This is a genomic window from Microbacterium lushaniae (assembly GCF_008727775.1).
In the GTDB taxonomy this organism is placed as follows: Bacteria; Actinomycetota; Actinomycetes; order Actinomycetales; family Microbacteriaceae; genus Microbacterium; species Microbacterium lushaniae.
This window is the reverse complement of record NZ_CP044232.1, coordinates 948,382-960,636: the sequence shown is the minus strand read 5'-3', so window position 1 is coordinate 960,636 and position 12,255 is coordinate 948,382. Positions and strand designations below refer to the sequence as shown.

The following is a 12,255-nucleotide window of genomic DNA, read 5'->3' as shown; positions in this document are numbered from 1 at the left end:
GTCAGGGGGCCGCGAGCGGGTCGATGGTCCCGTCGATGATGGCCTGCTTGAGCTCGTCGAGCTTGTCCTTCAGCTCCTGCGGGACCTCGCTGTCGAAGTCGCCGAAGCCGCTGAGAGCGGTGCCGTCGTTCTCCAGCGTGCCGACGTAGGGCTCGGCCGTGAACTCGTCGCTGTCGATGATGGCGGTGATGACATCCAGCACGGGCTGGGTCATGCGCTTCTCCACCGACGTGAGCGTGATGTCGGCGAGCTCGGGCTGCGTGACCGCGATGTCCTTGTCCACGCCCAGCATGACGCCGGCGCCGGCCTCGCGGATCGCCTCAGCGGTGGCGGTGAACAGCGTGCCCGCGACGGGGAAGAGGACGTCGGCGCCGGCGGCGAGCTGACCCTCGGAGAGGCTCTTGGCGACGCCGGTGTTGGAGAAGTCGCCGACGAAGTCGCCGATGCCGGTGGCCGGGTCCCAGCCCACGACGGTGATCGGGGTGCCGGTCTCCTGCTCGTAGTACTTCGCGCCGTTGTAGTACCCGGTCATGAAGGACGTGACCGACTCGATGTCGTCACCGCCGTAGGTGCCGATGGTCTTGGTCGTGGAGTACGCCGCCGCGAGGTAGCCGGCGAGGAAGCTGGACTCCTGCATCGCGTAGGTGATGGGCTTGAGGTTCTCCTGGCCCTGGTTCCATCCGTCGATCCACACGAAGCGCGCCTCGGGGTTGTCGTCGGCGACGTCGAAGATGACGTCGTTGATGGAGAAGTTGAAGCCCACCGCGAAGGTCACGTCGCAGCCGGCTTCCACCATCTGCGTGAGGTTCGGGGTGAAGTCCTCGTTGCTGGCCGACTCCGCGTCGGCGATCTCGATGCCGAGCTCGGACTCGGCGTCGAGCAGGCCCTGGTACGCCGCTTCGTTGAAGCTCTTGTCGTTCCAGCTGCCCTCGTCGGAGACGGCGCAGGCGAGGAAGTCGGAGCTCTCGGCGCCGCCGTCGCCTTCCTCGGGCGCGGGCGCACATGCCGAGAGCAGAAGGCCGGCGGCTCCGATGAACGCCATCGCGGCGGCCGTCCGCTTGGGGGTGAATGCAGACACTGCAGTCCTCTCTGAGATGTCCGGGCGCACAAACATCAGCCCCGGTCGGGATACCAGAACGTTACGTCGCAAGACGCGCGACGACCCACTCTGATAGGCGCGCGCGCCCGAAGCGTTACAGATTTGCGATCGTTTCGAAACCTGGCGGCCGCATTCGGCCCGCGGAGGGGTTCGCGTGCGCGTCAGAGCACGTCGCCACGGCCGGTCAGCTTGAGCGCGTCGACGACGCCCTTCACACGCTGCGCGTGCTCGCTCGTGGTGACCAGGAGTGCGTCGGCGGTGTCGACCACGACGATGTCCTGCACGCCGATCAGGCTGATGATGCGCTCGGTCTGCGACACCACGATGCCGCTGGAGGCGTCGGCGAGGATGCGCGCATGGCTGCCGAGGATCGCCAGCTCGTTCTTGCCGCCGTGGGAGTTGAGCTTGGCAAGGCTCGCGAAGTCGCCCACGTCGTCCCAGTCGAAGTGCCCGGGGATCACGGCGAGCCGGCCCTTCCCGGCTGCCGGCTCGGCGACGGCGTAGTCGATCGCGATCTTCTTCAGATCCGGCCAAACGCGATCAACGACGGGGCCGCGACGGTCGCGATCGTCCCACGCGTCGGCGAGCTCGAGGAGCCCCGCATGCAGTTCCGGCTCGTTGGCGGCAAGCTCTGCCAGGAGCACATCGGCGCGGGTGATGAACATCCCGGCGTTCCACAGGTACGCGCGGTCGGCGTAGTAGGTGCGCGCGGTCTCCAGGTCGGGCTTCTCCACGAACCGCTCCACCATGGCCGCTTCCGGCGCACCGTCGACGTCGAGCTCGCCGTCCTTGCGGATGTAGCCGAATCCGACGGAGGGTTCGGTCGGCTGGATGCCGATGGTGCAGATGTAGCCCGCGCGGGCGACGGCGACGGCCTGCTGCACCGCGAACTCGAACGTGCGCGTGCCCCGGATGACGTGGTCTGCGGCGAAGGATCCGATGATCACGTCCGGCTCACGGCGGTGCAGGATCGCGGCGGCGAGCCCGATGGCCGCCGAGGAGTCGCGCGGCTCGGACTCGAGGAACACGTTGTGGTCGGGGATGCCCGGAAGCTCCCGCTCCACGGCGGCGCGGTGGGCGCGCCCGGTGACCACCGCGATGCGGTCGCGGCCGGCGAGGGGTTCGAGGCGGTCCCACGTGTCGCGCAGGAGCGTCTGCCCAGACCCCGTCAGGTCGTGCAGGAACTTCGGCGCCTCCGCCCGGGAGAGCGGCCACAAGCGGCTGCCGATCCCTCCGGCGGGGATCACGGCGTAGAAGTCGTCGATGGGCTCAAGCATGCGAACAGGCTAGCCGTGCCCGTTCGCCGCGCCGTATCCGGCGCGTGTCGGCGCCGTGACGGAGCATCCGCCTGCCCGTGCGGATATCTCGACATCGAGAGAGTAAGGCCTGCCTAATCCCCGCGATTATGCCCCCGGTCGTAGGATGATCGAGCGCCCGTGTGTCGCAGGAGCATCATGCTCCGGGAGCAGCGGACCGCCCCCGCCAAGCCGTGTTCGATCAGGGAGGATGCTCGTGCCTGAACCAGCGCGCGTGACGCTATCGGTGGCCGAGACCACCTCGAAGGTTCCGCGCGGGACGCTGTACCGCGGTCGTGAAGGCATGTGGTCGTGGGTCCTGCACCGGATCACCGGCGTCGCCATCTTCTTCTTCCTCCTCGTGCACATCCTCGACACGGCGCTCATCCGCGTCTCCCCCGAGGCGTACGACGCGGTCATCGGCACGTACAAGAACCCCATCATGGGCCTCGGTGAGGTCGCCCTCGTCGGGGCGATCGCCTACCACGCGTTCAACGGGCTCCGCATCATCCTCGTGGACTTCTGGGGCTGGGCCACCCGCCACCAGCGTCAGCTGTGGTGGATCGTCCTGGGCGTGTGGGTCGTCACCATGCTCGGGTTCACGCCCCGCCACCTCATCAATGTCTTCTCGTCGATGGGAGGCGGTCACTGATGTCCCTTCGCCAGGCTCAGGGAGCGGCCGACGTCTCGATGATCGTCCCGCCGCGCACGCGCAACAAAGGCTCGAACTGGGAGAAGTGGGGCTGGGTGTACATGCGCGCCTCCGGCGTGCTCCTGGTCGTCCTCATCTTCGGGCACCTGTTCGTCAACCTCATGACGGGCGACGGCATCCACCAGATCGACTTCGCCTTCGTCGTCGGCAAGTTCGCCTCGCCGTTCTGGCAGTGGTGGGACGTGCTGATGCTCTGGCTGGCGCTCATCCACGGCGCGAATGGCATGCGCACAATCGTGAACGACTACGTCACCTCCCCCACCGTGCGTCGCGTGCTGGTGTGGGCGCTGTGGCTGTCGGCCGGTTTCCTGATCCTGCTGGGCACGCTCGTGGTCTTCACCTTCGACCCGTGCATCGGCGTGACCGAGTCCAGTTCCCTGTGGGACATGTGCCAGGCCGCCTGACCTTCCGACCGAACCAGTAGAGGCATCATTCCGTGAGCACCCAGACCAACGCTGATTCCGTCGTCCGCGACGGCGTGCACTACCACCAGTTCGACATCGTCATCGTGGGCGCCGGCGGCGCCGGGATGCGTGCGGCGATCGAGGCGGGCCCGGGCGCGAAGACCGCCGTCATCTCCAAGCTGTACCCCACCCGCTCGCACACCGGCGCGGCGCAGGGCGGCATGGCCGCGGCCCTCGCCAACGTCGAAGAGGACTCGTGGGAGTGGCACACCTTCGACACCGTCAAGGGCGGCGACTACCTCGTCGACCAGGATGCGGCGGAGATCCTCGCCAAGGAAGCCATCGACGCGGTCATCGACCTCGAGAACATGGGCCTGCCCTTCAACCGCACGCCCGAGGGAAAGATCGACCAGCGCCGCTTCGGCGGACACACCGCCGACCACGGCAAGACCCCCGTGCGTCGCGCGTGCTACGCGGCCGACCGCACGGGTCACATGATCCTGCAGACCCTCTTCCAGAACTGCGTCAAGCTCGGCATCAACTTCTTCAACGAGTTCTACGTGCTCGACCTGATCACGGTGAAGGATGCCGCCGGCGACACGCAGGTCGCGGGTGTCGTCGCGTACGACCTGGCCACGGGCGACCTGCACGTCTTCCAGTCCAAGGCCGTGATCTTCGCGACCGGCGGGTTCGGGAAGATCTTCAAGACCACCTCCAACGCCCACACCCTCACCGGTGACGGCGTGGGCATCGTGTGGCGCAAGGGCCTCCCCCTGGAGGACATGGAGTTCTTCCAGTTCCACCCCACGGGCCTGGCCGGCCTCGGCATCCTCCTCACCGAGGGCGCCCGCGGCGAGGGCGCGATCCTCCGCAACGCCAGCGGCGAGCGGTTCATGGAGCGCTACGCGCCCACGATCAAGGACCTCGCCCCGCGTGACATCGTCGCCCGCTGCATGGTGCAGGAGGTGGCGGAGGGTCGCGGTGCCGGCCCGCACCGCGACTACGTGCTGCTGGACTGCACGCACCTGGGCGCCGAGGTGCTGGAGACCAAGCTCCCCGACATCACCGAGTTCGCCCGCACCTACCTCGGCGTCGACCCCGTCGTCGAGCCCGTGCCGGTCATGCCCACGGCGCACTACGCGATGGGCGGCATCCCCACCAACGTCGAGGCGGAGGTGCTCGCCGACAACACCACCGTCGTCCCGGGCCTCTACGCCGCCGGCGAGTGCGCCTGCGTGTCGGTGCACGGCTCGAACCGCCTGGGCACCAACTCGCTGCTGGACATCAACGTCTTCGGCAAGCGCGCCGGACGCAACGCCGTCAAATACGTCCAGACCGCCGACTTCGTGCCGCTGCCGGAAGACCCCGCGAAGGAGGTGCGCGGCATGATCGAGGCCCTGCGCGCCAACCCCGGCACCGAGCGCATCGCCGTGCTCCGCAAGGCGCTGCAGGACGAGATGGACAAGGGCGCACAGGTGTTCCGCACCGAGGAGTCGCTCGCCCACGTGCTCGATGTCATCGCCGATCTGCGCGAGCGCTACCTCAACGTGCACGTCGACGACAAGGGCAAGCGGTACAACACCGACCTGCTGGAGGCCGTGGAACTCGGCTTCCTCCTCGACCTCGCCGAGGTCGTCGTCTACGCCGCGCAGAACCGCAAGGAGAGCCGCGGCGGACACATGCGCGACGACTACCCCAAGCGCGACGACGAGAACTACATGAAGCACACGATGGCCTACCTCACGGGCGACCCGCACTCGTCGCATCCCGCCGACCACATCGCGCTGGATTGGAAGCCGGTCGTCATCACGCGGTACCAGCCGATGGAGAGGAAGTACTGAGATGGCCACCGCCGCCGCCACCATCGACGTCGCCCAGGATTCGCAGAGCGTCGAGCAGGCACCCGAGCCCACCGGCATCCAGTCGTTCCTGGTGACCTTCAACATCCGCCGCTTCGATCCGGAGGTCGACGCGGAGCCGCGCTGGGTCGACTACGACGTCGAGCTGTTCTCCACCGACCGCGTGCTGGACGCCCTGCACAAGATCAAGTGGGAGGTCGACGGCTCGCTGTCGTTCCGCCGCTCGTGCGCGCACGGCATCTGCGGGTCGGACGCCATGCGCATCAACGGCCGCAACCGCCTCGCGTGCAAGACCCTGATCAAAGACCTCGACATCTCGCAGCCGATCTACGTCGAGGCCATCAAGGGCCTGCCGCTGGAGAAGGACCTCATCGTCGACATGGAGCCGTTCTTCGCCTCCTACCGCGAGGTCCAGCCGTTCCTCATCGCCGGTTCGAAGCCGGAGCCGGGCAAGGAGCGCGTCCAGTCGATCGTCGATCGCGAGGTGTTCGACGACACCACGAAGTGCATCCTGTGCGCCGCGTGCACATCGTCGTGCCCCGTCTTCTGGACCGACGGGCAGTACTTCGGCCCCGCCGCGATCGTCAACGCGCACCGCTTCATCTTCGACTCGCGCGATGACGCCGCCGAGGTGCGCCTGGACATCCTCAACGACAAGGAGGGCGTGTGGCGCTGCCGCACGACCTTCAACTGCACCGAGGCGTGCCCCCGCGGCATCGAGGTCACCAAGGCCATCGCCGAGGTCAAGCAGGCGGTGCTCAGCGGCAAGCGCTGACACGGGCCTCACGCGCCGGTCGGGCTTCGGCCCGGCCGGCGCGTTCGTGCGTGGCCCGGGACCGCGGGCGGCGCGTCGGCCGATCGCTATCCTGACAGCGTGACCGACACGTCCGCCGTACCCCCCGGCGGGGACCCCGCACCCCTCCCCGGTGCGCTGCGGCAGCGCTTCGATCAGCCGCTGGAACGGGCCACCGCGATCACGCGGCGCACGCTGGAGTGGTTCCCCATCCGCGTATGGCGGCACTTCCTGCAGCACAACGGCTTCCTTCTCGCAGCCGGCATCTCCTACCAGGCGCTGTTCGCGATCTTCGGGGTCATCTATCTCGCGTTCGCCACGGTCGGGGCGTGGCTGGGCGGCAGCGCGGACGCCATCCGGACGCTGATCGACATCATCAACAGCTACATCCCCGACCTCATCAGCGAGTCGGGGCTGGTCAAGCCGGAGCAGGTGAAGTCGGTCGCGGCGGGGAGCACCGGCCTTCTGACCGCCACCGGCGCCTTCGCGGCGGTCGTGGTCATCTGGACGGCGATCGGATTCGTGACCTACACGCGCCGCGCGGTGCGCGATACGTTCGGGCTGCCCTTCGACCGCCGCAACTACCTGCTGCTCAAGGCGCGCGACCTCCTGGCGGCGGCTCTGTTCGGCCTGGCGCTGCTGGTGGGCGCAGCCCTGGGTTCGGTGGCCACGGGTGCGGTGGATCTGCTCTTCCAGCTGGTGGGATGGGACGACTACGGCGCGTGGTCGGGTGCGCTCGCGCGCGTCGTGTCGCTGCTGGTGGCCTTCGGCCTCAACACCCTCGCCCTGGCGTCGCTGTTCCGCTTCCTCACCGGGGCGTCGCTCCGCTGGCGCCGCATCTGGCCCGGCGCGCTCCTGGGCGCCGGGGCCATCGTGGTGCTGCAGATCGGTGCCGGGTTCCTCCTCGTCTACACCCCCGCCAACCCCCTCCTGGCCACCTTCGCGGTCTTCATCGGGTTCCTCCTGTGGTTCCGCCTCAACGGCATCGTGCTTCTGGTGTCGGCCGCGTGGATCGCCGTGGCCGCAGCCGACCGGTTCGAGAGCATCGAGAGCGAGGCGGACGCCCGCGCCACCGAGCGGGCCGCGCTCGTGATCGCCGCGCGGGTGCGGCTGCGCGACGCCGAGCGCGCAGCCGCGGATGCGCCCTGGTACGCCCGCCGTGCGGCACGACGGCGCGTGGCGGAGGCGGAGGCCGCTCTGCGGGAGGCCGAACGAAACGCCCCGCCGGTGCCGACGTCGGCGCTGCCCTGGGACTGACGCTCTGCCGCGACGGGGCTGCCGCTCTGCCGCTTTGCCGCGAGGGGGCTGCCGTGCTGCCGCCACCGGGCCGGCGCTCTGCCGCTACCGGGCTGCCGCTCTGCCGCTACCGGGCCGGCGCGACCGGTGGCCGCGGCCGCTGCGGTGTCGGAGGGCACGGCTAGGCTCGTTCTCGTGCCCCGTCGCGTCCGCATCGTCTCCATCAACGTCAACGGCATCCGCGCCGCCGCCCGCAAGGGCATGAACGAGTGGCTCGCCGCATCCGGTGCCGACATCCTCGCCATCCAGGAGGTGCGGGCCACCACGGCCGAGTTGCAGGCGGCCCTGCCCGGGTGGGACGTCGTCCACGACGAGGCGCTGGCCAAGGGCCGCGCGGGGGTCGCGATCGCCAGCCGCCTGCCGCACGTGCGGATGAGCACGGTCCTCGGCCCCGAACCCCTCGATTCGGCGGGGCGCTGGATCGAGGCCGACTTCGACATCGACGGCGAGAGCATCGCCGTCGTCAGCGCCTATGTCCCCACCGGTGAAGCGGAGACTCCGCGGCAGGACGCCAAATGGGCGTTCCTCGACGCGATGGAACGGCGCATGCCGCAGCTGGCGGCGGAGCATCCGCTCGCCCTCATCATGGGCGACCTCAACGTCGGCCACCGCACGCTCGACATCCGCAACTGGAAGGGCAACGTCAAGAAGGCGGGTTTCCTCCCCCGGGAGCGGGCCTACTTCGACCGTTTCCTCGGGGAGCCCGGGGCCGATGTGACCGGCGCCGACGGCACGACGGGCACGGGTCTGGGCTGGGTGGACGTCGGCCGCCGGTTCGCCGGGGATGTCGACGGTCCGTACACGTGGTGGTCGATGCGGGGGCGCGCGTTCGACAACGACACCGGCTGGCGCATCGACTACCACCTCGCCACTCCCGCCCTGGCCGAGCGCGTGGTCGACTACACCGTCGTGCGGGCACCGTCGTGGGACACCCGGTGGAGCGACCACGCCCCCGTCATCGCCGACTACACCCTCGGCCGCTGACGCTCCCTCTCGTCAACCTGGCGCGCCGCTGACGTCGCCCCGCCTCCTCCCCGGCCTGCCGCCGCGCCTCCTCCCCCGTCCCTGCACCCGCGCACCGCTGCTGCCCGAACTCCTCAATCTCGCAGCCTCCGCCGCCGGTTCGCCCCTTTTCGACCCCACGCCTCGGTGTTCTTGAGGAGTTCGGGCAGCAGCGACTCCCTCGAGCACGCGCTCACGCTCGCTGATCGAACACAACGCCCCCTGTCCGCGACCCCCGGCGGCGCGCCAGGCACCCCCTCGCGGGCCGGACTCGTGCCCGTCCGAACTCCTCAATCTCGCCGCTTCCGCCGCCGGTTCGCCCCTTTTCGACCCCCCTCCTCGGTGTTCTTGAGGAGTTCGGGCAGCGGCGACTCCCTGGGACGACATACTCACGCGGCAGCGAACGGTCGCCCCCCACGCGCCATCCCGAGACCACGCACGCCCCTTCACACGACCCGGCCGCCAGCGCGCCGAGCATCACCCGCGCGGCCCCGCACCGTCGGTGCCCGAACTCCTCAATCTCGCCGCTTCCGCAGCCCGAAACCACGCACGCCCCTTCACACGGTCCGGCAGGCAGCGCGCCGAGCATCACCCGCGCGGCCCCGCACCGTCGGAACCCGAACTCCTCAATCTCGCCGCTTCCGCAGCCCGTTCGGCCAGTTTCGGCCGCACTTCTCGCCGCTCTTGAGGAGTTCGGGATGCGGCGGCGGACAGCGGCGGACGTGGCGGGCCGCGGAGCGGAAGACGTGGCGGGCCGCGCGGCGGCGGACGTGTCGGGATGCCGCGGGACGGACGTGGCGCGGCGCGGCGGACGTGGCGGGATGCGGCGGCGGACGTGGCGGGATGCGGCGGCAGACGATCGGCGGGCAGGCGGACGGCCGCCCCACCCGTCGCGGCTAGAATCGGCGGGTGACCAAGCCCCGCCTGTACTCCGGCATGCAGCCCTCCGCCGACTCGCTCCACATCGGAAACTACATCGGCGCGCTCATGCAGTGGCGGGACCTGCAGGAGTCCTACGACGCGTACTTCTCCGTCGTCGACCTGCACGCGCTGACGCAGCCGAACGACCCCGGGGAGCTGCGCGAGAAGACGCGCCGCACCGCCGCGCAGTACATCGCCGCCGGGATCGAGCCGTCGCGGTCGACGCTGTACGTGCAGTCGCACGTCCCGGCCCACACCGAGCTCGCCTGGATCCTGTCCACCCTCACCGGTTTCGGCGAGGCGGGGCGGATGACGCAGTTCAAGGACAAGTCGGCGCGGTACGGCGCCGACGCGACCAACGTGGGCCTGTTCACCTATCCCGTGCTGATGGCCGCCGACATCCTGCTGTACCAGACCGACGTGGTGCCGGTCGGCGACGACCAGAAGCAGCACATCGAGCTGACCCGCGACCTGGCCGAACGGTTCAACTCACGGTACGGCGAGACGTTCACGGTGCCGATGCCGGTCATCCAGCGGGACACCGCGCGCATCTACGACCTGCAGAACCCCACCGCCAAGATGTCCAAGTCCGCCGAGTCGGATGCGGGAATCCTGGGACTGCTGGATGCCCCATCGGTGACGGCGAAGAAGATCATGCGGGCCGTGACCGACAGCGAAGGCGCCGTGCGCTTCGACCGCGAGGCGAAGCCCGGGGTGTCGAACCTGCTCGTCATCTACGCCGCCCTCACCGGCCGCCAGATCGCCGCACTGGAAGACGAGTACGCCGGCCGAGGCTACGGCGACTTCAAGAAGGACCTCGCCCAGGTGGTGGTGGACGAGTTCGCGCCCGTCCGCGAGCGTGCCCTCGCGATGCTCGATGACCCCGCCGAACTCGACCGGGTGCTCGCCGCGAACGCCGAGCGCGCCGCCGCCGTCGCCGATCGGACCCTCGCCGACGTCTACGACCGCATCGGGCTGCTCCGCCGCGTGTGACTCCGCTGCTCCGCCGCGTGTGAACTCACCCGACCGCCTCGTGTGGAACTCCCCCGCGCGCCGCGGATGAGCGTCCGCAGCGGCGCGGGTGACGCAGCGGCGCGGATGGCGCGAGACCCGGCGGCGCAGCGGCGGGAGTAGGGTGCCCGGATGGAGCCCGTGGAGCTGCGCACGCCGCGAACCCTGCTGTCCCCGCCGACGGAGCACGACGTGACGGCGATCTTCCAGGCGTGCCAGGATGCGGACATCCAGCGCTACACGGCGGTGCCCTCGCCGTACCTGCTCGAGCACGCCGAGGCATTCGTCGAGGCGGTGCCGAGCCGCTGGGCCGACGGCGTCGAGGCCACGTGGGCGATCCGCGTCGACGACGGCCTCGTGGGGATGCTGGGGGTGCACCGCCTGACGACGGACTCCCCCGAGATCGGCTATTGGATGGCGCGCGGGGCGCGTGGGCGGGGCCTGCTCACCGAGTCCGCCGCCGCCGTGGTCGAGTGGGCCCTGGCGCCGGACGGCCTGGGCGCCGCACGCCTGGAGTGGCGGGCCGTCGTCGGCAACCGGCCGTCGGCGCGGGTGGCACGCGCGCTGGGCTTCCGCTACGAGGGGACACTCCGCCACGCGCTGGTCAACTCCTTCGGACGCGACGACGCGTGGATCGCGGGCCTCCTCCCGGGCGATGACCGCACCCCGCAGCCCTGGAGCGTGCTCGGAGACTGAGGGCACGATCCGTGGCAGGATGACCGCATGCCGGAGATGCCCGAGGTGCAGGGGCTCGCCGACTTCCTCCGGGGGCGAGTCGTCGGCCGCACCATCACGCGCGCGACCGTGGCGGCCATCGCCGCCCTGAAGACCTACGACCCGCCCATCACGGCGCTCACCGGAGTGACGGTGACCGATGTGCAGCGGCACGGGAAGTTCCTCGACCTCGCCACCGACGGCGGCGTCCACCTCGTCTTCCACCTCGCCAAGGCCGGATGGCTGCGCTGGTACGACGCGCTGCCGGCCACGGTGATCAAGCCCGGCAAGACCCCCATCGCCCTGCGCGTCGGCTTCGACGACGGCTCCGGGTTCGACCTGACCGAGGCGGGAACGAAGAAGTCGCTCGCCGTCTATGCCGTGCGCGACCCGGCCGAGGTGCCCGGCATCGCGCGCCTGGGCCCCGATCCGCTGCACCCCACCTTCACGCGCGACGACCTGGCCTCTCTCCTGGCCGGACGCAGGACGCAGATCAAGGGCGTCCTGCGCGACCAGTCCGTCATCGCGGGAGTGGGCAACGCGTACTCCGACGAGATCCTCCACGTCGCGAAGATGTCGCCGTACGCCCTGGCCTCCACCCTCTCCGACGCCGACGTCGACCGGCTGTTCGAGGCGATGACGGCCACCCTCGCCGATGCCGTGGCCGAGGCATCTGGCAAGCCGCCCGCCGATCTGAAGGACGCCAAGCGCCGCGGCATGCGCGTCCACGGCCGCCGTGGTGAGAAGTGCCCCGTGTGCGGCGACGAGGTGCGCAGCGTGTTCTTCGCCGACAACTCCCTCGAGTACTGCGCGACGTGCCAGACCGGCGGCAAGATCCTCGCCGACCGGCGGCTGTCGCGCCTGCTGAAGTGAGCGGATGCGGCGGCAGCGGAATCGGGAATGATCCGGGTGATGGCGCGTTGACTAGTATCGAGTTATCAACGTGCTCCGGGGTCGGTGAGAATCCGAACCGGCGGTGACAGTCCGCGAGCCCGAGTGTCCGCCTTGGCGGAGACGAGGGCCGATCCGGTGGAAATCCGGAACCGACGGTGATGCGACGGTCCTCCGTCGCGAGTCCGGATGGGAGGCAGCACGGTCGGCGCGACGCGCCGCCCTGCCGCAACGACCCCGGACCGACCGGAGGATCGA

At 69.9% G+C, this 12,255-nt stretch carries 11 protein-coding genes and 1 riboswitch; of the genes, 9 read left to right on the top strand and 2 right to left on the bottom strand.

The window, feature by feature from the left end:
* Window position 1 precedes the first annotated feature (1 nt).
* Window positions 2-1,078: a BMP family lipoprotein gene (locus tag F6J85_RS04415; RefSeq protein WP_191906751.1), complete on the bottom strand. Its 1,077-nt coding sequence runs from the start codon at window positions 1,076-1,078 to the stop codon at window positions 2-4.
* A gap of 182 nt (window positions 1,079-1,260) precedes the next feature.
* A complete protein-coding gene (locus F6J85_RS04410) occupies window positions 1,261-2,376 on the bottom strand; it encodes a mannose-1-phosphate guanylyltransferase (protein WP_150920069.1) in 1,116 nt (371 codons plus the stop codon).
* Between the two features lie 235 nt (window positions 2,377-2,611).
* On the opposite strand from F6J85_RS04410, the gene sdhC reads away from it, so the two are divergent.
* The 9 genes from sdhC (at window position 2,612) to F6J85_RS04365 (ending at window position 11,979) form a co-directional block, all read left to right on the top strand.
* Window positions 2,612-3,046: a succinate dehydrogenase, cytochrome b556 subunit gene (gene sdhC, locus F6J85_RS04405; protein ID WP_150920070.1), complete on the top strand. Its 435-nt coding sequence runs from the start codon at window positions 2,612-2,614 to the stop codon at window positions 3,044-3,046.
* Window positions 3,046-3,510, top strand: coding sequence for a succinate dehydrogenase hydrophobic membrane anchor subunit (locus F6J85_RS04400; RefSeq protein WP_420846126.1), 465 nt, complete (start codon window positions 3,046-3,048; stop codon window positions 3,508-3,510). The genes sdhC and F6J85_RS04400 overlap by 1 nt, the downstream gene beginning before the upstream one ends.
* A 32-nt stretch (window positions 3,511-3,542) precedes the next feature.
* Window positions 3,543-5,351, top strand: coding sequence for a succinate dehydrogenase flavoprotein subunit (gene sdhA / locus F6J85_RS04395; protein WP_150923996.1), 1,809 nt, complete (start codon window positions 3,543-3,545; stop codon window positions 5,349-5,351).
* Between the two features lies 1 nt (window position 5,352).
* Window positions 5,353-6,144, top strand: coding sequence for a succinate dehydrogenase iron-sulfur subunit (locus F6J85_RS04390; RefSeq protein ID WP_191906750.1), 792 nt, complete (start codon window positions 5,353-5,355; stop codon window positions 6,142-6,144).
* A gap of 99 nt (window positions 6,145-6,243) precedes the next feature.
* The gene (locus tag F6J85_RS04385) at window positions 6,244-7,419 is read left to right on the top strand and encodes a YihY/virulence factor BrkB family protein (protein WP_150923995.1); all 1,176 of its coding nucleotides are present in this window, start codon (window positions 6,244-6,246) and stop codon (window positions 7,417-7,419) included.
* A 174-nt stretch (window positions 7,420-7,593) separates the two neighbouring features.
* A complete protein-coding gene (locus F6J85_RS04380) occupies window positions 7,594-8,442 on the top strand; it encodes an exodeoxyribonuclease III (protein WP_150923994.1) in 849 nt (282 codons plus the stop codon).
* Window positions 8,443-9,369: 927 nt separating this feature from the next.
* The gene (gene trpS / locus F6J85_RS04375) at window positions 9,370-10,374 is read left to right on the top strand and encodes a tryptophan--tRNA ligase (protein ID WP_150923993.1); all 1,005 of its coding nucleotides are present in this window, start codon (window positions 9,370-9,372) and stop codon (window positions 10,372-10,374) included.
* Window positions 10,375-10,524: 150 nt separating this feature from the next.
* Window positions 10,525-11,088, top strand: a complete 564-nt coding sequence (locus F6J85_RS04370; protein WP_150923992.1) for a GNAT family N-acetyltransferase — start codon at window positions 10,525-10,527, stop codon at window positions 11,086-11,088.
* Between the two features lie 27 nt (window positions 11,089-11,115).
* The gene (locus tag F6J85_RS04365; RefSeq protein ID WP_150923991.1) at window positions 11,116-11,979 is read left to right on the top strand and encodes an Fpg/Nei family DNA glycosylase; all 864 of its coding nucleotides are present in this window, start codon (window positions 11,116-11,118) and stop codon (window positions 11,977-11,979) included.
* Between the two features lie 67 nt (window positions 11,980-12,046).
* A riboswitch (FMN riboswitch) is annotated at window positions 12,047-12,203 on the top strand.
* Window positions 12,204-12,255 lie beyond the last annotated feature (52 nt).

What these genes read in the sequence shown, in the direction of transcription:
- F6J85_RS04390 (WP_191906750.1), top strand. Translation starts at nt 5,353, where the DNA reads ATGGCCACCGCCGCCGCCACCATCGACGTCGCCCAGGATTCGCAGAGC.
- F6J85_RS04400 (WP_420846126.1), top strand. Translation starts at nt 3,046, where the DNA reads ATGTCCCTTCGCCAGGCTCAGGGAGCGGCCGACGTCTCGATGATCGTC.
- F6J85_RS04365 (WP_150923991.1), top strand. Translation starts at nt 11,116, where the DNA reads ATGCCGGAGATGCCCGAGGTGCAGGGGCTCGCCGACTTCCTCCGGGGG.
- F6J85_RS04410 (WP_150920069.1), bottom strand. Translation starts at nt 2,376, where the DNA reads ATGCTTGAGCCCATCGACGACTTCTACGCCGTGATCCCCGCCGGAGGG.
- F6J85_RS04370 (WP_150923992.1), top strand. Translation starts at nt 10,525, where the DNA reads ATGGAGCCCGTGGAGCTGCGCACGCCGCGAACCCTGCTGTCCCCGCCG.